At 55.7% G+C, this 18,758-nt stretch carries 14 protein-coding genes; 6 read left to right on the top strand and 8 right to left on the bottom strand.

Annotated elements, in window-relative coordinates:
* Positions 1-83: 83 nt before the first annotated feature.
* The 5 genes from A0257_19020 (at position 84) to A0257_19040 (ending at position 6,949) form a co-directional block, all read left to right on the top strand.
* On the top strand, positions 84-1,190 hold the full coding sequence (locus A0257_19020) for an A/G-specific adenine glycosylase (protein AMR29853.1): 1,107 nt from the start codon (positions 84-86) through the stop codon (positions 1,188-1,190).
* Positions 1,191-1,375: 185 nt separating this feature from the next.
* Positions 1,376-1,798, top strand: coding sequence for a single-stranded DNA-binding protein (locus A0257_19025; GenBank protein ID AMR28983.1), 423 nt, complete (start codon positions 1,376-1,378; stop codon positions 1,796-1,798).
* A gap of 219 nt (positions 1,799-2,017) precedes the next feature.
* Positions 2,018-2,614 carry a gliding motility lipoprotein GldD gene (locus tag A0257_19030; GenBank protein ID AMR28984.1) on the top strand — a complete coding sequence of 199 codons (597 nt, stop codon included), beginning with the start codon at positions 2,018-2,020 and terminating at the stop codon, positions 2,612-2,614.
* 147 nt (positions 2,615-2,761) lie between these two features.
* Entirely contained in the window at positions 2,762-4,858 is a 2,097-nt protein-coding gene (locus tag A0257_19035) for an ATP-dependent DNA helicase RecG (GenBank protein ID AMR28985.1), read from the top strand.
* A gap of 624 nt (positions 4,859-5,482) precedes the next feature.
* Positions 5,483-6,949 (top strand): hypothetical protein, encoded by a 1,467-nt coding sequence (locus A0257_19040; GenBank protein ID AMR28986.1) that lies wholly within the window; start codon positions 5,483-5,485, stop codon positions 6,947-6,949.
* 171 nt (positions 6,950-7,120) lie between these two features.
* On the opposite strand, the gene A0257_19045 is transcribed toward A0257_19040, so the two are convergent.
* From A0257_19045 to A0257_19080, 8 genes are all read right to left on the bottom strand, one after another.
* Positions 7,121-8,908, bottom strand: a complete 1,788-nt coding sequence (locus tag A0257_19045; GenBank protein AMR28987.1) for an acyl-CoA dehydrogenase — start codon at positions 8,906-8,908, stop codon at positions 7,121-7,123.
* A gap of 177 nt (positions 8,909-9,085) precedes the next feature.
* Positions 9,086-9,397, bottom strand: coding sequence for a hypothetical protein (locus tag A0257_19050; protein AMR28988.1), 312 nt, complete (start codon positions 9,395-9,397; stop codon positions 9,086-9,088).
* Between the two features lie 59 nt (positions 9,398-9,456).
* Positions 9,457-9,651 carry a hypothetical protein gene (locus A0257_19055; GenBank protein ID AMR28989.1) on the bottom strand — a complete coding sequence of 65 codons (195 nt, stop codon included), beginning with the start codon at positions 9,649-9,651 and terminating at the stop codon, positions 9,457-9,459.
* Positions 9,652-9,757: 106 nt separating this feature from the next.
* The gene (locus tag A0257_19060; GenBank protein ID AMR28990.1) at positions 9,758-10,303 is read right to left on the bottom strand and encodes a hypothetical protein; all 546 of its coding nucleotides are present in this window, start codon (positions 10,301-10,303) and stop codon (positions 9,758-9,760) included.
* Positions 10,304-11,155: 852 nt separating this feature from the next.
* The gene (locus tag A0257_19065; protein ID AMR28991.1) at positions 11,156-12,340 is read right to left on the bottom strand and encodes an acetyl-CoA acetyltransferase; all 1,185 of its coding nucleotides are present in this window, start codon (positions 12,338-12,340) and stop codon (positions 11,156-11,158) included.
* Positions 12,341-12,463: 123 nt separating this feature from the next.
* Positions 12,464-14,869, bottom strand: a complete 2,406-nt coding sequence (locus A0257_19070) for a 3-hydroxyacyl-CoA dehydrogenase (protein ID AMR28992.1) — start codon at positions 14,867-14,869, stop codon at positions 12,464-12,466.
* Between the two features lie 90 nt (positions 14,870-14,959).
* Complete coding sequence (locus A0257_19075) at positions 14,960-15,436, bottom strand: MarR family transcriptional regulator (protein AMR28993.1); 477 nt, start codon at positions 15,434-15,436, stop codon at positions 14,960-14,962.
* 139 nt (positions 15,437-15,575) lie between these two features.
* A complete protein-coding gene (locus A0257_19080; protein ID AMR28994.1) occupies positions 15,576-17,339 on the bottom strand; it encodes an AMP-dependent synthetase in 1,764 nt (587 codons plus the stop codon).
* Positions 17,340-17,492: 153 nt separating this feature from the next.
* On the opposite strand from A0257_19080, the gene A0257_19085 reads away from it, so the two are divergent.
* On the top strand, positions 17,493-18,677 hold the full coding sequence (locus tag A0257_19085; protein AMR28995.1) for a formiminoglutamase: 1,185 nt from the start codon (positions 17,493-17,495) through the stop codon (positions 18,675-18,677).
* Positions 18,678-18,758: the final 81 nt, after the last annotated feature.

Consider the following 18,758-nt stretch of genomic DNA (forward strand, 5'->3'; position numbering starts at 1 on the left):
AGCGCAAAGGTACTCCTTAAATTTTGTTTGGCCAATGGAAACTTCCAAGTTTCTCTTTGGCCAAAATATTATTACTCATTATTTTGTCTAAAACTGCATCCACTACCGCCCCGGTTCCCTCCAATCCTTTCCTGGCCCCGGCGCTGCTGGCTTGGTACCCGCGGCACCGGCGCGATTTGCCTTGGCGCGGCACTCGCGACCCCTACGCTATTTGGCTCTCCGAAGTTATTTTGCAGCAAACCCGTGTGGCGCAAGGCTTGCCGTATTACCTTGATTTTCTGGCCTCCTACCCCACCGTGCAAGACCTGGCCATCGCGCCCGAGCAGGAGGTGCTGCGCCACTGGCAGGGCCTGGGCTACTATTCCCGCGCCCGCAATATGCACCACACCGCCCAGCAGGTGGTGGCCGATTTTGGGGGCGCTTTTCCGGCCACTTATGCCGGCTTGCGCCAGCTCAAGGGGGTAGGGCCTTACACGGCGGCGGCCGTCGCATCTTTTGCCTTCGATGAGGCAGTTGCGGTGCTCGATGGCAACGTATTTCGAGTGTTGGCGCGCGTTTTTGGTCTGCATTCCGACATCGCGGTGCCTAGCTCGCGCCGGGAATTTCAGGCGCTGGCCGACCTGCACCTACCCCCCGCCCACGCGGCCGAGTTCAATCAGGCCATCATGGAATTCGGGGCTTTGCAATGCACGCCGGCCAAGCCCGACTGCCTGTTCTGCCCGCTACAAAGCCAGTGCTGGGCCTTTCAGCACGGGCAGGTGGCGCTGCTACCCGTCAAGAGCAAGGCGAAGGCGGCGCGCACCCGCTACTTCCACTACCTAGTGCTAAGCCACGGCGAACAACTGTATCTAAAGGTGCGCCCGGCCGGCGATATCTGGCAGGGTCTTTACGACTTTGCCCTCGCCGAAACCGACAGCGCTGAGCTAGCTGCCGCCGAGGTGCTGCGCCACGTGGAAGCCCTTGGTGGACAGTTTGATACCCGCCGCGTGGCCGAAGACCGCCCGGCCCCGGCCCTGCGCCACATCCTGAGCCACCAGAAGCTGGAGGCGCGCTTCCACGCCGTAGCGCTAGCCGCCGCGCTGCCCGCCGCTACGCTGCGCGATACGGGCTTGCAAGCCTACTCCGCAGCCGAAATTGAGGCTCTGCCGAAACCCGTCTTAATCAGTAAGTACTTGGCTGGTAATGAGTGATTAATAAGGGGTAGGGATGCTGCCTGCATTTAACCCTACCCCCTTTGTTTTGGCTGAACAAGGTCAGCTATTTTTGTTAGTTATTTTTACTAAAATAATTTGCAATATTGAAAAATTATTCGTACTTTTAACACGTCAATGGTAGCTGTGGTTGGCTGCCGAATAAGTTATTAAAACGTAAGATTATGGCTGGCGTAAACAAAGTGATTTTGGTGGGTAACCTGGGCAAAGACCCTGAGGTACGTCATTTGGAAGGCGGCACCAGCGTGGCGCATTTCACCCTGGCCACCAACGAGTATTACAAGGACAAGCAAGGTGCCCGCGTTGAGCGCACCGAGTGGCATAACATCTCGGCGTGGCGCGGCCTGGCCGAGTTGGCCGAGAAATACCTGAAAAAAGGCAGCCAGGTGTATATCGAAGGCAAGCTCCGCACCCGCCAGTACCAGGACAAGGACCAGCAGACGCGCTACATCACCGAGATTATCGCGGAGGAAATTTCGCTGCTGGGCGGCCGGCCGGGTGGTAGCGGTGCCAACGCCGCCAGCCCTACCCCCGCCGAAAACGTGAGCCTGCGTCTGGAGCCGGAACTGGACCAACTTCCTTTCTGACCACTGACTAGCGCGGATTTCACGGATTTTGTGCATGGTGCACGTTTGCCTTGTCGGTAAGCGTTGATTTAAAAAGCCGCCTAAATGGGCGGTTTTTTAATTTATAAATAGTTGATGATGCGAGCCGTAGCGACTAAATCGTCCACGAAATTCGTGAAATCAGCTAAAATTCGCGCTAATCAGTGGTCTATCTTTGAGCTTCTTCTGTTACCAGCTAGTATGAGTGCTTCCCGATTTTGGGTTTGGGCCGTGGCGTTGGGTGGGGCGGCCGGGTCGCTGGCCGCCTGCTCGTCGGCCCCCGACTACACCCCCAAGCCCAAGGGCTACAACCGCATCGACCTGCCGCCGCATCGGTACCGCGCCCTGCCGGCCGGCCACCCCTACACCTTCCAGTACTCGCAGTACGCCAAGGTGTTACGCGACTCGTCGTATATGGCGCAGCCCGACTGGCTGAATATTTACTACCCCCAGCTGCACGCCAATGTGCAGATTACCTACACCAATGTGGTGCGCAACCGCCAGCTCTACAATAAGATGATGGAGGACGCGCGCAAGCTCACCGGCAAGCACCAGATTAAGGCCACCTCTATCGAGGAGAAAATTCTGCGCACGCCCAATGGGATGCGCGCTTCGGTGTTTGAGTTGGAAGGCGAGGTGCCGAGCCAGTTTCAGTTTTATACTACTGATAGCACCAAGCATTTCTTTCGGGCGGCGCTATATTTCCGCACGGCCACGGCCAACGACTCGCTGGCTCCGGTGATTGAGTACGTGAAGTACGATATGATTCAGATGCTTAATACGTTGCGATATAAGTAATTTGCTCAAAAGAACGTCATGCTGAGCCTGCCGAAGCATCTCGCTCGCATCGTTAGAATAGTACTTCAACGATGTGAGCGAGATGCTTCGGCAGGCTCAGCATGACATTCTTTTGGGTCATTCGATACGCTGGTTTTATTCTAGAAAATGAGTAACTTTTTTCAAACCAGGCTGGAAAATTTGCGGGGGGTAGGGACGCAACGAGGGCAGCTGCTGGGCAAGGAGCTGGGCCTGTTTACGTACGGCGACCTGATTCAGCGATACCCCTTTCGCTACCTCGACCGCACGCAGTTCTATAACATTGTGGACCTGCACGATGAGCTATCTTATGTGCAGGTGAAGGGAATTTTGAGGGGTAGGGAAGTAATAGGGGAGGGGCCCAAAAAGCGCCTCGTAGCTAAGGTGGGCGACGCCAGCGGCGAGCTGGAAGTAGTGTGGTTTAAGGGCGTGAATTACCTGGAAAAGGTCATCAAAAACCACCAGGAATATATTGTATTTGGCAAGCCGACGATGTTCAACGGCCGGCCCCAGATGGCGCACCCCGACTTGGAGGAGGTAAGCGAGCAGAAGCCCGGCCAGAGCTTTTTGCAGCCGGTGTACAACACCAGCGAGAAGCTCAAAAACTACCACCGCATCGACAGCAAGGCGATAATGCGGATGGTGGGCGACCTGCTCAAAATCGCCCTACCCCACGTAACGGAGACGTTGTCGCCCGACCTCATTCAGCAGTATGCGCTGCTCGATAAGGCCACGGCGTTGCAGCAGATTCACTTCCCGCAAAGTCCGGAGCTGCTGGAAAAGGCGCGGTTCCGGCTCAAGTTTGAGGAGCTTTTCTACATTCAGCTCAAACTGCTGCGCCAGAAAGACCAGCGCAAGGTGACGCTGGCGGGCCAGATTTTTAGTGAAGTGCCCACGTTGGTCCATTTCTATAAAAATATCATGCCTTTTGACCTTACGGGGGCGCAAAAACGCGTTATTCACGAGATTTACAAGGACTTCTGCAACGGCCAGCAGATGAACCGCTTGCTGCAAGGCGACGTGGGCTCGGGCAAAACCATCGTGGCCTTTATCTCAATGCTGATGGCCGCCGACAACGGTGCCCAGAGCTGCCTGATGGCGCCCACCGAAATTCTGGCCGACCAGCACTACCAGGGCCTGAAAGTGTATGCCGACCTGCTAGGGCTGAATCTGGGCAAGCTCACAGGCAGCACGCGCACCGCCCAGCGGCGCGTGCTGCACGAGCAGCTGCGCAACGGCGAAATGCAGATGCTGGTGGGCACCCACGCGCTGCTTGAAGACGTGGTGCAATTCCGCAACCTGGGCCTGACCATCATGGATGAGCAGCACCGCTTTGGCGTGGCGCAGCGCTCCAAATTGTGGCAGAAAAACCCCTACGTGATTCCGCACGTGCTGGTGATGACGGCCACGCCCATCCCGCGCACGCTGGCCATGACGCTCTACGGCGACCTCGACGTGAGCGTGATTGACGAGCTGCCCGCCGGCCGCAAACCCATCGTGACGGTGCACCGCTACGATGCTAACCGCCTGAAAGTGTTTCAGTTCGTGCGCGACCAAGTGGCGCTGGGCCGGCAGGTATATATCGTGTATCCGCTCATCGAGGAGAGCGAAACGCTGGACTACAAAGACCTCACCGATGGCTACGAGAGTGTGAGCCGCGCCTTTCCCGACCTGCAAATCAGCATCATGCACGGCCGCATGAAAGCCGAGGAAAAGGACTTTGAAATGGCGCGCTTCGTGAAGCAGGAAACCCAGATAATGGTGGCCACCACTGTTATCGAAGTGGGCGTGAACGTGCCCAACGCCTCCGTGATGATAATTGAGAGCGCCGAGCGCTTTGGCCTGTCGCAGCTGCACCAGCTGCGGGGGAGGGTAGGGCGCGGTGCCGACCAAAGCTACTGCATCCTGATGACGAGCTACAAGCTGAGCAAAGACAGCCGCACCCGCCTCGAAACGATGGTGCGCACCAACAACGGCTTCGAAATCGCCGACATCGACCTCAAGCTGCGCGGCCCCGGCGACCTCATGGGCACCCAGCAAAGCGGCGTGCTCGATTTGCTAATTGCCGACCTGGCCAAGGATGGCCGCATCCTCACGGAGAGCCGGGCCGCCGCCCAGGCCATTCTCCACGACGACCCGGAGCTGGCGCGGCCCGAGCATGGTAATATTCGAAGGCATATCGAAAGCCTGCCAGCTACGGCCGTGAACTGGAGCCGTATCAGCTGACTTGGAATTATACCTAAAAATGCAGGTATAAAAAAAGCGGCTTCTTGCTAAGAAACCGCTTGGTACCATTAAAACCAGGTAGTAGGCTGGCCTGCCTCTCGTTGGCTGACGGGGGTAGCCCTGGCGGGCCGCTCGTTGAGGTAGCGCGCCAAGGTCATAGTGGTAGTATCGGAGGCAAAAATAACTATGGGTGATGTAGCAAGGCCAGCGGTAGCAGCGGGGGTAGTCAGCTGCATATAGCGACCAGCTACGATAAGCGCGAAAAGTGAACCGATTTTAAGGAATGATTTCATAAGGTGCGGGTGGCGGCACGTACCACCTCGAATCAGGTGCCGGTTAGTAGTTTCTTATTAAATATGCAAAAAGAGAGAGTTGGGTGGGAACGGAAGAAGTAGCAATAAAGAATATTATTTTTCAGGGTTCGCCCCTTGAACGATTGGGCAAAATAATAGTTGCACCAGACGCTCAAAAGACAGTAAATAATAACTTCACCGGGTAAAGTTACGCTTGTTTTGCCCAGCGACTGAGCTACAAGCGCGAAGTGCCTGCCGGCCAACTAGCCTGGGCGAGGGTATTTTTGGGCTTTCGGGATTATAGGCATCCCTTTTAGTTACCATTCAGTTTATGCGTTTTTCAATTGGCATAGCCCTTCTGGCCCTGAGCAGTGTGGGGGGGGTAGTGTTGCCGGCTCAGGCACAAAAAACCAAGTCGGCCCCGTTTAGCTACCTGCCCGAGCAGGGCGAAGACCGATACAACCAGCGCGTGCCGCAGAAAACCCTGGCGCTGGCCGATGGCAGCGGCTTCGTAATTCTGGCCCACCAAAGTGGCAGCGCCTACGCCGTAGAGCGCTACGATGCCGACCTCAAGCGGCAGTGGAGCACTACCCTTCCCGTGGTGCCCGGCGAAACGATTGAGGCCTTCGGCCGCAACGCCGAGCAGGTCTGGGTAGTGGTGCATCACGCCGACGAAAGCGGCCAAAACCTGACGGTGCTGCCCGTGGGTCTGGGGAGTGGGCAAAAGGGCGCGCCCGTGGTGCTGCTAACCGCCGGCACCCGCGACCGCCGTCCCGGCGTGCGCCTCTCGCCCGATGGCAGCCGCCTGCTGGCCTTTAGCTACGCCACCCGCGACGAGCAGGTGCGTAGCATGCAAGGCACGCTCTACGACCAGAAACTGAACAAGATTCTGGAGCGCACCTACGATTTTCGCGACCAGGGCGACTTCTTCTCGCCCAATATCCTGCTTGCCAACGATGGCACGCAGTACGTGACGCTGCTCGGCGATGGCATGAAAAAGCTGACTGCCCGCCGCTACCCCCCTACCCCCGACCGGGTGGGCGTAGCCACCGTCGTTCCGGTAATGGGCATTCCGGTGGGCGGCACGTTTGGCGGCCAGCCCATCACTATCCGCGATGCGAAGTTCACACTCCAGCCCGACGGCCAACTCTACGCCGTGGCGCTCTGCGCCAACTACAACACCGGCGACCTGAGCGGCCTCAAAGTCGTGCGCTTCGATTTTGCAGCCAGCCAGCTCAAGCTGGCGGAGGAATTACCCTTCGCCCCGGCTTTTCTGGCGGAGGTAAGCAAAGCCACTGGGGCCGAAGCCAAGCGACTGGCCGACGTTTACTTAGGCGATATGTTCCTGACGGAGAGTAAAAACCTGGTAGTCATTGCTGAGCGTCATTTTGAGGAAGGCGGCCCAGAACTGCCGGTACACGCCCGCGAGCTGTACCTGTTTGGCTACAGCCCCTTCCTTACCCCCACCTGGCACCTCATTGTGGCCAAAGACCAGGTAGCGCCGCCCATCGATAGCTACACTGGCATCGGTTACCGGGCCGCCGTTTTTGGCGATGACCTACAGCTTTTAACGCTTGAAGCCATCAACGGCAAGTCGGACCTCTACCTGCGCCACGTGCAGGTGCCGACCGGCGTCATCAGTGCCCCGCAACGCCTCAAGCTCAACGTGGCCAACGACCAGCAGCTTGCTTACGTCAAGGACTTCACGACGTGGCTCGGCCCCAAAACGATTATCGGTGTAAGCCGCCCGAGCAAAAAATCAGCGGCCTTGCAGCTGAACGAAGTCAAACTCAAATAAATCACGGATTACGCGGATTTTAGCGGATTTCACGGATTTTGTGGACGGGTTTTCAGTAAAAAAGGCCACCCAATTGGGTGGCCTTTTTTAGTTTGATTCGGGGTAGTAAACTGGCTTTAGGTCCGTCCACAAAATCCGTGAAATCCGCTAAAATCCGCGTAATCCGTGATTTTAGTAGCAGTATTCGTTGGCTTCGATGAGCTTGGCGGCCACGCGGCGGCGGGCGTCTTTCACATTGAAGAGGTCGGGCTTGGTGAAGCGCTTGAGGCCCATGCTCATCAGGCGCTGCTCGTCGCCTTCGGTCATGCTGGCGATGGCTTCGCGGCCCGATTTCTCCACCAGGTCGATGGCGTCGGAGAGGTACACGCGGGCCATGTCTAGCTGCTGGGCCAGAGCATCTTCGCCTTTGGCGGCGATTTCCTTCTCTACGCGCAGCAGCACGCTTTCGGCGGTGTAGGTTTTGATGGCCATGTCGGCGATGTTCATCAGCACCTCCTGCTCTTTGGCGAGCGAGTTCATGTACTTCTGCACGGCAGTGCCGGCCACCATCAGGATAGCCTTCTTCATGTTAGCGATGGCCTTCTTCTCGCTGGCGAAAGCCGAGTCGTCGCTTTCGCCCATGCTCGGAATGCTCATCAACTCCTGCTGCACGGCCTGGGCCGGACCCATGAGGTCGATTTCGCCCTTCAGGCCCTTCTTCAAAATCATATCGACGGCCAGCATTCGGTTGATTTCGTTGGTACCTTCGAAAATCCGATTAATGCGCGAGTCGCGGTAATTGCGGTCCATCGGGTAGTCGGCCGAGAAGCCGTAGCCGCCGTAAATCTGCACGCCCTCATCGGTCACGTAGTCAAGTACTTCCGAGCCTTCTACCTTCAAAATGGCGCACTCCACGGCAAACTCGCGGGCCGCGCCCAGCAAAGCTTCGTTGGTGCCCAAGCCGCTGGCCAGCAGCTCTTGCTCCTTGCGGTAAATGTCTTCGCCGGCGCGGTAAATAGCCGATTCCACGGCGTACATTCGAATGGCCTGCTGCGCCAGCTTGTAGCGAATCGCGCCAAACTTCGAGATGGGCAGCTTGAACTGCACGCGCTCGTTGGCATACTTCACGCTCTGCGTAGCCGTCGCTTTCGCGCCGCCCAGGCAGGCCGCTGCCAGCTTAACACGCCCGATATTCAGCACGTTAAACGCGATGAGGTGGCCTTTGCCAATCTCGCCCAGCACGTTTTCCTTAGGCACTTGCGCATCGGTCAAGAACACCTGGCGCGTCGAAGAGCCGCGGATACCCATCTTGTGCTCCTCGTTGCCGAGGCTCAGGCCGGGCGTGTTCTTGTCCACGATGAAGCCCGTGAACTGCTCGCCATCAATCTTAGCGAACACGATAAACACGTCGGCAAAGCCAGCGTTGGTAATCCACATTTTCTGGCCGTTCAGCACATAATGCGTGCCTTCGGCGTTGAGCACGGCCTTGGTCTTCGCGCCCAGCGCGTCCGAACCTGAGCCTGGTTCCGTCAGGCAGTACGCGCCCATCAGGGTGCCGTCGGTGAGGCCGGGAATGTATTTCTGCTTCTGCGCATCGGTGCCGAAATACAGAATCGGCAGCAGGGCAATGCCCGTGTGCGCCGCGAAGGCCACCGGAAACGAGTTGCCGCCGCCTACCCCCTCCGTCACGCGCAACGCGGTCGGGAAGTCCATGTCCAGCCCGCCAAACTGCTCCGGCACGCTCACCCCAAACAGGCCAAGCTGACCGGCTTTCTCCATCAGGCCGTGCATGAGGCCCTCCTCGTGGTTGTCGAGGCGCTCCAGCAGCGGATGCACCTCGGCGGCCAGGAAGTCCAGGCAGGTCTGGTACATCATATTCTGCTCCTCCGTAAAATCGGCGGGCGTGAAAACGTCTTGAGCCTCAGTAGGCTTGATGATGAATTCGCCGCCCTTCACGACGGCTTTGTTCGATACTTCCATGATGCTGAGTGGGTGAGCGTTAAAAGACAAAGTATTAGGCAAGCCGAGTAGTTTAGCAACAACGGCCCGGCGGTTTAGGGTTGCAAGATAAGCGAAAAATGTTAGGCGTGCCGAGTAGTTTGGGGAAACAAAACCCCGAAATGTGCGGGGTTTTGTTTTGACAGAAGCGGCCGACTGTTAAAACGGCCCGTGCCACGCATCCACCAATGGCCCGACATTGATAGCCGTTATTTCGGGTTGCTCTTGCAGCCATTGCCGCACGGCTTCGCGGTGGGCCCCGGTAGCGGTGCGGCGTTGTCCGGCACAGGCGAAGAAATCCGTGATGCCGCCGCCAATATGTAGCTGATTGGCTTCAATCATCTCAATCAGCTTATCACTGAAAGCAAATTCAGCCGCTTGTGTATTTGAAATGTCTAGGTCGAATTTTACTAAAAAACCCATTTCCTGAAACTCCCGCAGCCGAAGTTTCTTGCGAAGGCGCTTGGTCATTGCTTATCGTTAATCACAACTTCGGTTAACCCCCCCCCCCTAATTTTATTATACTTATTCTATTTGAACACGTATTTTAAAGAAAATACAATACCCAATAAAAGGGCTACAGCTAAGGCAAATTTTAACAATCCTAACACCACTATTTTTAATATGAAGAACATCCTATTGAATTCATCATCAGAAAAAACAAATTTAGCTAAAAACCAAATAATATATAAAAATATTATCAATACCGTAAACACAGTTTCCATACGGAAAATTTAAATCTTGTTTTTCATTATTGCGCAATTTCATGCAGAATAATAAATTGTATCATCGACAAAGGTGCAAATTCGTTAATTAATAATACACAAGTTCTCATTGATACCCGTAAGCAACACCCTGCTTAAGACTCGTAGGACCTTGACCCATTTGGCCAACATTGCCAAAAGATGCACGCTGAGTATTCTGGCTTTGTATAAGAATGATATGCGCGCCCAATTTAGCAGCTTGTTTTTTTAGCTTCTCGGTAGCGCGAGCGTCAATATTTGCTTGATTGGAAAAGGTTGACCCACCTGTTGCTTTCGCCTTGACCTCACCCTTACGCACAAGCCCGCTTACGTCAGATTCGAGGGTAGTAACAATCACTTTCTGCCAATCCTGTTCGCCCTCGATTATTATTCTTTCTGTTATGGTCTGCACCCTGCCACTAGCAAAATCAATTTCTTTGATTTGATTTCTACTCAACGTATTTATAACAGTCTCATTTGGATAAGTAAACGAGATGCTTTGTTCGCCAACAGTCACCACTTTAACTGAAAGTGTTTCGTTGTTCACTTTAACGATTTTATCAAGCTTGACATCTTGGGCAAAACAGTTAAAACTGGCAAATACTAGGAATAAGGAAGAGAGATGGTTTTTCATGTCGAAGTGATATTGTAATGCAACGAAAAATTTGTTTTCTAATCCTGCGGAAGCTTGATAAAGAAAAAGCCCGACTCATCATTGCAAGGATAAAATGATTTAATCTCTTTTGAATTACCTTTTCTTACTACAGTATATTTGTTGTCTCGAAAAATAAACCGGCATATTAAGTTTCTATTATCTTTTGATTTGTGCCAATCAATTTCTGATAAGTTTCGCAATGCTTTGAACATTATCATCATTGGTGCAGTAAAAAGTCCAAACTCAAACGAAGAAGCCTTGTATCCATTTGTCTTATATTCATTATTTATAAATTTATTAATAATTTCATTATGACGCAACACAATATGAACAAAAGCCTCTGGCGGAACTGTGTACTCTATATGCGGTTGGCCATAAAAATGGGGCTTAGTTATAATGGACAGTGAATCTTCGGTGAGTATTTTGCCGATTACCTTAATGAATAATTTTGTGTTATGATATTCTCCGCGAATACAAAATTTATTGTATTCTTCGGGATAATCGTTACCTGCTTTAAAAACACTACTAATCAACCTTCTAGATAGTAAGCTAAAGGATTCGTATTTAATATAAGCAGGAATACTTTGTTTCGAAAAATTATAATATTTCTTATATATTTTAACTATATGATTTAATTCATCTTTAGTCGTAGTTCCTCTGCTTAACCCTAGAATTATTTTTCTGTGGGCCTGAAGGCATTCCATATTTTTACTTTTCTTTGTCCTTAGAATGCGCAAAAGAACGATATTTTTGCGACTTGTTCATTATCCAGTAGAAATTTACGGCCAAACGCAGTATATCAATCACCCCGTTTGGCCGTAAATTTCTTAGCTACTTCAGCAGCTCATATATCCCCGCGACGCCCTGGCCGCCGCCGACGCAGGCGGTGACGAGGCCGTACTTCTGGCCCCGGTCGCGCAGCTCGTCGAAGAGCTGGATGCTGAGCTTAGCTCCCGAGCAGCCCAGCGGGTGACCGAGCGCGATGGCCCCGCCGTTCACGTTCAGCTTCTCGGGGTTGATGCCCAGCTCGCGCACCACGGCCAGCGACTGCGAGGCGAAGGCTTCGTTCAGCTCGATTAAGTCCATGTCGGCCAGCTTCATGCCGGCTTGGCGCAGGGCTTTGGGCACGGCCGCAATTGGTCCCATGCCCATGATGCGCGGGTCCACGCCCTCGGTGGCGTAAGTGACCATGCGGGCGATGGGCTCCAGGTTCAACTCTTTCACTATGCGCTCGCTCATCACGAGCACGAAAGCCGCGCCGTCGGAGGTTTGGGAGGAGTTGCCAGCCGTGACGCTACCCCCCTGCGCAAACACGGGCCGCAGCTTGGCCAACGCTTCGATAGAGGTATCGGCGCGCGGGCCTTCGTCGGTATCCACTACGTAGGAGCGGTTTTTCTTCTTACCGCTGGCCTGGTCGAGGTAAGTTTCCTCCACCGTGATGGGCACGATGCTCTTGGCAAACTTGCCTTCCTTGATGGCTTTAATGGCCTTCTGGTGCGAGTTGTAGGAAAACTCGTCCTGGTCCTGGCGGCTGATTTTGTAGTCGTTGGCCACAGCTTCGGCGGTGAGGCCCATGCCCATGTAGTAGTCGGGGTGCTCGTTGGCGAGCTTGTAGTTGGGCACGGTTTTCCAGCCCACGGTGGGCACCATGCTCATGCTTTCGGTGCCACCCGCGATGATGCACTCGGCCATGCCGGCTGTGATTTTGCCCACCGCCATCGCAATGGTTTCGACGCCCGAGCCGCAGTAGCGGTTCACGATGAGGCCCGGCACGTTGATGGGCAGCGCCAGCAGCGAGATGAGGCGGCCCATTTGCAGGCCCTGCTCGGCCTCGGGCACGGCGTTGCCCACAATCACGTCATCGACGCGGCTGGGGTCCAGGGCGGGCACTGATTTCACGAGGTGCTTGATAACCTCGGCCGCGAGGTCGTCGGGGCGGGTGAAACGGAAGACGCCACGCGGCGCTTTGCCAACGGCCGTGCGAAAGCCGGCCACGATATATGCGGTATTAGCCATGATATTTTTAAATTTTTGAGCGCAAGGTTTCGCTAGGTTAGGCGAGGTTTCGCAAGGTTAAAAAAGGTGGGTTTCGTCAGTAGATTTTGCGAAACCTTTTTTAACCTTGCGAAACCTTGCGCTTTAATTGCGAAGGGGTTTACCAGTGGTCAGAATCGACTGAATCCGCTCCAGTGTCTTGCGCTCGCCGCAGAGACTCAGGAACGCCTCGCGCTCCAAATCCAGCAGATATTGCTCAGAAACTTCGGTGGGCGAACTCAAATCCCCGCCACACATGACATAAGCCAACTTATTGGCAATCAGCTCATCGTGCGTCGAAATATACTTGCCCTGCTGCATGGCGTACACGCCGGTGCGGAACATGGCAATGGCTCCCTTGCCGTGGACCTTGATGTTGGTTTTCTGGCTGGGCTGCGAGTAGCCGGCGTCGGCCAACTCCAGAGCGGCGGCCTTGGCCTGGGCGATTACCCGGTTCGGGTTCACCACCACCTCGTCGCCCCGGCGCAGAAATCCCAGGTCGAACGCCTCGGCGGCCGAGGTCGAAACCTTGGCCGTGCTGATGGTCATGTAGGTGTTGCGCAGCAGGTTGAATTCGGGCTCGCCGTCCTCGTACTTGAGGGCGGTGCGCAACGTCATTTCCTTGGTGCCGCCGCCGCCCGGTATCAGGCCCACGCCAAACTCGACGAGGCCAATGTACGACTCGGCCGAAGCTACTACCTTGTCGCAGTGCAGGTTGAGTTCGCAGCCGCCGCCCAGTGTGAGGCCGTGCGGCGTGCCCACCACCGGAATGCTGCTGTAACGCATCCGCATCATGGCCTGCTGAAACTGCTGAATCATCATATTCAGCTCGTCAAACTCCTGTTCCAGCGCCTGCATATACACGAGGCCCAGGTTGGCGCCGGCCGAGAAATTCGGCGCGTCGTTGCCCACCACGAGGCCGCGATAGCCGGCTTCGGCCATCTCTACCCCCTTCAAAAGCCCCTGAATCACGTCGGTGCCCAGCGAGTTCATCTTGGAGTGGAATTCCACGTTCAGAATCCCGTCGCCGAGGTCGATAACCGACGCGCCGGCGTTTTTCCACAGCACTTTGCCGCTGGCCCGCAGGTTATCGAGAATAATGAAATTCTCCACGCCCGCTACTGGCTGGTACTGCTTGCTCTCCTTGTCGTAAAACTTCCGCGCACCGTTTTCTACCTTGTAAAAGGTCTGATTGCCAGCGGCCAGCATTTCTTCTACCCACGGGGCCACGGTGCGGCCGGCCGCTTTCGCCAGCCCTACCCCCTCCGCTACGCCCAACGCGTCCCAGGTTTCAAACGGCCCCAGCTCCCAGCCGAAACCGGCGCGCAAAGCGTCATCAATCTTGTATAGCTGGTCCGCGATTTCAGGCACGCGGTTGCTCACGTAGGCAAATAGGCTGCCGAAGCTCAGGCGGTAAAACTCGCCCGCTTTATCCTTACCCCCCACCAAAACCTTGAAGCGGTCGGCGAGCTTTTCGATGGTTTTGGTCAGCTCCAGCGTGGCAAACTTCACCTTCTGCGAAGGCTTGTATTCCAGCGTGCTGAGGTCCAGGGCGTGAATTTCGGATTTGCCATCCGCGCCTTTCACTTTCTTATAAAAGCCCTGGCCGGTTTTGTCGCCCAGCCATTTGTTCTCACCCATTTTCTTCACGAAATCAGGCAGCACGAACACATCTTTGGCCTCGTCGTCGGGCAGGCCCTGGGCCAGGCCATTCGCCACGTTAATGGTTGTGTCCAAGCCAACTACGTCGGAAGTGCGCAACGTGGCCGACTTGGCGTGGCCGATAACCGGGCCGGTAAGCTTGTCGGTTTCTTCCACCGTCAGGCCCAGCTTCTGCATGGTCTGCATGGCGTCGAGCAGGGCAAAAACGCCCACGCGGTTGGCGATGAAGCCGGGCGTGTCTTTGGCCAAAACTACCGTTTTGCCCAGGTACAAGTCGCCGTAATGCAGCAGAAAATCGACCACTTCCGGCTTGGTGTCGGGGGTAGGGATGATTTCGAGCAGCTTCAAATAGCGCGGCGGGTTGAAGAAGTGCGTACCGGCGAAGTTCTCCTTAAAATCCTCCGAGCGGCCCTCAGCCAGCAGGTGAATCGGGATGCCGCTGGTGTTGCTGGTAATGAGCGTACCCTTCTTTCGAAACTGCTCTACGCGCTCGTAAAGGCTCTTTTTGATGTCGAGCCGCTCCACGACCACCTCAATTACCCAATCGCAGGACGCGATTTCCTTGAGGTTATCATCGAAGTTGCCGGTCTTGATGCGGCTCACTTCGCTTTTGCGATAGAGCGGCGACGGATTGGCCACCACGGCGGCCTGCAAGGCGCTGTTAACGATGCGATTGCGTACGGCGGGCGCATCCAGTTTCAGTCCTTTTTTCTCCTCGTCGGGCGTCAATTCCTTGGGCGCGATGTCGAGCAACAGCACCGGCACGCCGATGTTGGCGAAGTGGCAGGCAATGCGCGAACCCATCACGCCGGAGCCCAGCACGGCAACTTTCTTGATTGTGCGTTTCATATAGAAGTAGCGCGGACTTTGTAGTCCGCGTTGGGTGGGGTAGTATATCTGTTAATCAAGCGCAGCGCGGACCACAAAATCCGCGCTACTTCAGGCCGCCGCTTCCGTGCGCAGCGGCTTCAGCTCAAAATCGTCAAAAAGCGTTTTGCCCTCAATCATGCTCGTAATCTGGCTCGCCACTTTGAAGAAAGTATCGAGCTGGCTCTGCGGGATTTTGTCGCGCACTTTCAGGTTGAAATGCCGCACCGTCTGGCGCGAAACTTCCTTCTTTTCCAGCCCCAGCTCAGTCAAAAAAATGCGCACCGAGCGTTTGTCCTGGGTGTCAGCCTGCTTATAAATCAGGCCCTTTTCCTCCATGCTGCGCAAAATGCGCGTGAGCGAGCGGGTTTCGAGGCCCAGCAGCGGCGCTATTTTGGTGGCCGGCGTGCCCAGCTCCTGGTCTATATTCAGCAGCACAAAGCCGATGCTCGTGGTGATGTCATAGCGGGCGGCCTGCGTGTTGTACATGCGCGAAATCGCGTGCCAGGCCACTTTAATGTTGTAATCGACGGTTTCTTCAGGTTTCATATCGCAGCGAAAGTGCGGTAAACATACGAAGAAATTTGTTAGGCTTGCATACTACTTGCAGCAGCTTAGGGTAGGCTTTAGCCTGCTGCCGGCCGGCCAAACGTGGAAGTATTGCCGGTAGGCTTAAGCCTACCCCCCGCTACTTATACAAGCCCTCAATAGCCGCCTTATTATTCTCCGTAATAATCTTACGCTTCACCTTCATCGTGGGCGTCATCTCGCCGCTTTCTACCGTCCATTGCTCAGGTAAAAGCACCGATTTCTTGACCTGCTCCCACTGAGCAAAGCCTTGGTTGTATTTCGAAACCAGGTCGTGGTAGAACTTAACTACCTGCTCGTGTTGCACCAACTCGGCGTGTGAGCTGGCCGCAATGCCGTTTTTGTTCGCCCATTTTTTCAACTCGTCAAACGCCGGAATGATGAGCGCGCCGGCAAACTTCTGGTCGGCCCCGACCACCATCATCTGCTCGATGAACGGGTCCTCTTTCATCTTGTTTTCAATGACTTGCGGGGCAATGTACTTGCCGCCGCTGGTCTTGAACATCTCCTTTTTGCGGTCAGTTATTTTCAGAAAGCGGCCGTTCACAAACTCGCCGATGTCGCCGGTATGAAACCAACCATCCGCATCAATAGCCTCGGCCGTTTGCTCGGGCTTGTTGTAGTAGCCCAGCATCACGGAAGCTGATTTGGTCAGAATTTCGCCGTCGGCGGCAATTTTCACCTCCATGTTCTCGATGAGTGGGCCCACCGCGCCAATCATGTTGTTTGCGCGCTCGTAGCCATTCACCGCAATCACGGGCGAGGTTTCGGTGAGGCCGTAGCCTTCCATCACCCGAATGCCCGCCGCCCAGAACACCCGCGCCAAGCGCGGCTGCAACGCGCCGCCGCCGCTCACGATGCAGCGCAGATTGCCGCCCAAGGCTTCGCGCCACTTGTTGAAGATGAGTTTGTTAGCCAGTGCCAATTCGGTGTTATACACGAAGCCCTGGTCTTTTTGGGTGTCATATTTCAGGCCTAAATCCAGGGCCCAGAAGAAGAGCTTGTGCTTGATGCCGGTTTGCTCGTGGCCCTTGGCCACTATCTTGTCGTAGATTTTTTCGAGCAGGCGCGGCACGGTGGTGAAGATGCTGGGCTTAACTTCACGCAGGTTGTCGGCGATGGTTTCCATGCTCTCGGCGTAGTAGATGCTCACGCCGTGAATCATGTACAAATACGTCACCATGCGCTCGAAGATGTGGCACAGGGGTAGGAAACTCAGGGCTTTGTCTTCGGCGCCCACGGGCACGGCCGACGACGAGTCGCGGCAATTGCTCAGGAGGTTATCGTGGCTGAGCATCACGCCCTTGGGCTGGCCAGTGGTGCCGCTGGTGTAGATAAGCGTGAGCAGGTCGTGGGGACGCACTGCGGCTTTCAGCGGCTCCAGGTCGGCGGGGTTGCCCTGGCGGCCCAGCGCCAATAGCTCGTCGAAGTGGCGCGCGCCGTCAACTTTATCGAAGGTGAAGACATTAGTGGCCGGAATATCAAGCCCCGCCGTGGCCTCCTTCACCTTGTCATACAAGTGCTTATCGGCCACGAAGATGGCTTTGACGCCCGCATCGGTGAAAATATATTTGTAGTCCTCAACCGTGATGCTGGGATACATCGGTACGCTGGTGCCGCCAATCTGGGCAATGCCAAAGTCGGCCAGCAGCCACTCGGGCCGGTTCATGCTGATAATGGCGACTTTATCATCCTTTTTGAGGCCCAGCTTCAGCAGGCCCAGGCTCACCAGGTTGGTCTGTTCCTGCACCTGCTGGCTGCTCAGAGGCACGTAGCGGCCGTCAATCTTGGCGGCGAGAGCATCAGACTTAGGAAATTTTTCGAGTTGATTGGCGAGAATGTCGAAGGAGCGGCGGACGTCCATAAGGTGGGGTAGGGGCAGGCGGCGTGGAAATAAGGGACTAAAGAAACAGGATTTTCTCCGAAAAACTGCCGCAGGCTATAATCGAACGTGCCTAAAAAGCCAATTGGGAGCGGACAAGGCGTAAATTTGGTCGCGCCCCGTGGCGCTTGCTGCATGAATCTGGCCCTTTTTTTTGACCCGCTGCCCGACGAGCTGACTGGCCCTACCCCCGCCCCGACCACCGTAGCGGCCTACGCCACGCGCTTTGCCGAAGACTTTCCGGACTGGCGCACGGCCGACTTGGCGCTCATTGGCCTCGACGAGTGGCGCGGCACGGCGGCCGGGCCGCCTCCGGCCGGCCAGCATGGCGCCAACCGCGTGCGCGAACGCTTTTATCAGCTCCAGCGCGGCACCAGCCCGCTCCGCCTCGTGGATTTGGGCAACCTGCGCCCCGGCCTCAGCCTGGAAGACACCTACCAGCGCCTGCGCGAGATTGTGCGGACTCTGCTCGAAGTCAACACTCTACCCCTGCTGCTGGGCGGCGGCCACGACCTCGACTACGGGCAGTTTCTGGCCTACGAGCCGCAGCATGAGGCCGTGCCCGCCATCAATTTCGCGGTGGTCGATTCGCGGCCTGATATGGCCATGCCCGGCCCGTATGCCGCGCCCGAAGACAGCCATCTGCGCCGCGTGCTCACGCACACGCCCAACTTCGTGTTTAGCTGCGCCCACCTGGCGCACCAGCAGTACCTGACGCCGCCCGAGGTGCTGGCCGCCTTCGAAAAGCTGTACTTCGAAACCATGAGCGTGGGCGAGCTGCGCACCGACCGCCGCCTGGCCGAGCCCGTGCTGCGTCAGGCAAATTTTCTGAGTGTCGATATTGCCGCCATTCGCTGGCAGGATGCGCCGGGCTACTACCCGGCCAGCCCGTTTGGCCTCAGCAATGAGGATGCCGCTCAGCTCTGCTGGTACGCGGGTCATAATGAGCAGCTTACTTCCATTGGCTTGTATGGCTACCGGCCCGACCACGACCCGCACGGGCTGGCTGCCGCCACGCTGGCCACCATGCTCTGGTACTTTATGGAAGGCTACTACCACCGCAAGCCCGAAACCGGTTTTGGCACCTACCGCTTCCTCACCTACACGCTGGTGCTGCCCGGCAACGGCCGCGATGAGCCCAACGAACTGGTATTTTACAAGTCGCGCCGGGCCGACACCGACAAGTGGTGGATGGAAGTCGAAAGCCTCGCCGACCAGGCCGTAAAGCGCATTGTTCCTTGCACCCATCAGGACTACCTGCACGCCGCCCAGGGCGACCTGCCCCAGCGCTGGATTCGGACCCAGGCATTATTAGGGTAGTTTCTGATTTTTATAACTTCCTGATTCGTAATTTCTTGTTTCGATTTCGCACTTTTTCTATAAATAACTTATAATTAGCAA

The sequence above is a fragment of the Hymenobacter psoromatis genome (genome assembly GCA_001596155.1).
Lineage (GTDB): Bacteria > Bacteroidota > Bacteroidia > Cytophagales > Hymenobacteraceae > Hymenobacter.

Bases quoted from the DNA above. Each gene is read 5' to 3' on its own strand.
- A0257_19025 (AMR28983.1), top strand. From the start codon at position 1,376: ATGGCTGGCGTAAACAAAGTGATTTTGGTGGGTAACCTGGGCAAAGAC.
- A0257_19030 (AMR28984.1), top strand. From the start codon at position 2,018: ATGAGTGCTTCCCGATTTTGGGTTTGGGCCGTGGCGTTGGGTGGGGCG.
- A0257_19035 (AMR28985.1), top strand. From the start codon at position 2,762: ATGAGTAACTTTTTTCAAACCAGGCTGGAAAATTTGCGGGGGGTAGGG.
- A0257_19040 (AMR28986.1), top strand. From the start codon at position 5,483: ATGCGTTTTTCAATTGGCATAGCCCTTCTGGCCCTGAGCAGTGTGGGG.
- A0257_19045 (AMR28987.1), bottom strand. From the start codon at position 8,908: ATGGAAGTATCGAACAAAGCCGTCGTGAAGGGCGGCGAATTCATCATC.
- A0257_19050 (AMR28988.1), bottom strand. From the start codon at position 9,397: ATGACCAAGCGCCTTCGCAAGAAACTTCGGCTGCGGGAGTTTCAGGAA.
- A0257_19055 (AMR28989.1), bottom strand. From the start codon at position 9,651: ATGGAAACTGTGTTTACGGTATTGATAATATTTTTATATATTATTTGG.
- A0257_19060 (AMR28990.1), bottom strand. From the start codon at position 10,303: ATGAAAAACCATCTCTCTTCCTTATTCCTAGTATTTGCCAGTTTTAAC.
- A0257_19065 (AMR28991.1), bottom strand. From the start codon at position 12,340: ATGGCTAATACCGCATATATCGTGGCCGGCTTTCGCACGGCCGTTGGC.
- A0257_19070 (AMR28992.1), bottom strand. From the start codon at position 14,869: ATGAAACGCACAATCAAGAAAGTTGCCGTGCTGGGCTCCGGCGTGATG.
- A0257_19075 (AMR28993.1), bottom strand. From the start codon at position 15,436: ATGAAACCTGAAGAAACCGTCGATTACAACATTAAAGTGGCCTGGCAC.
- A0257_19080 (AMR28994.1), bottom strand. From the start codon at position 17,339: ATGGACGTCCGCCGCTCCTTCGACATTCTCGCCAATCAACTCGAAAAA.
- A0257_19085 (AMR28995.1), top strand. From the start codon at position 17,493: ATGAATCTGGCCCTTTTTTTTGACCCGCTGCCCGACGAGCTGACTGGC.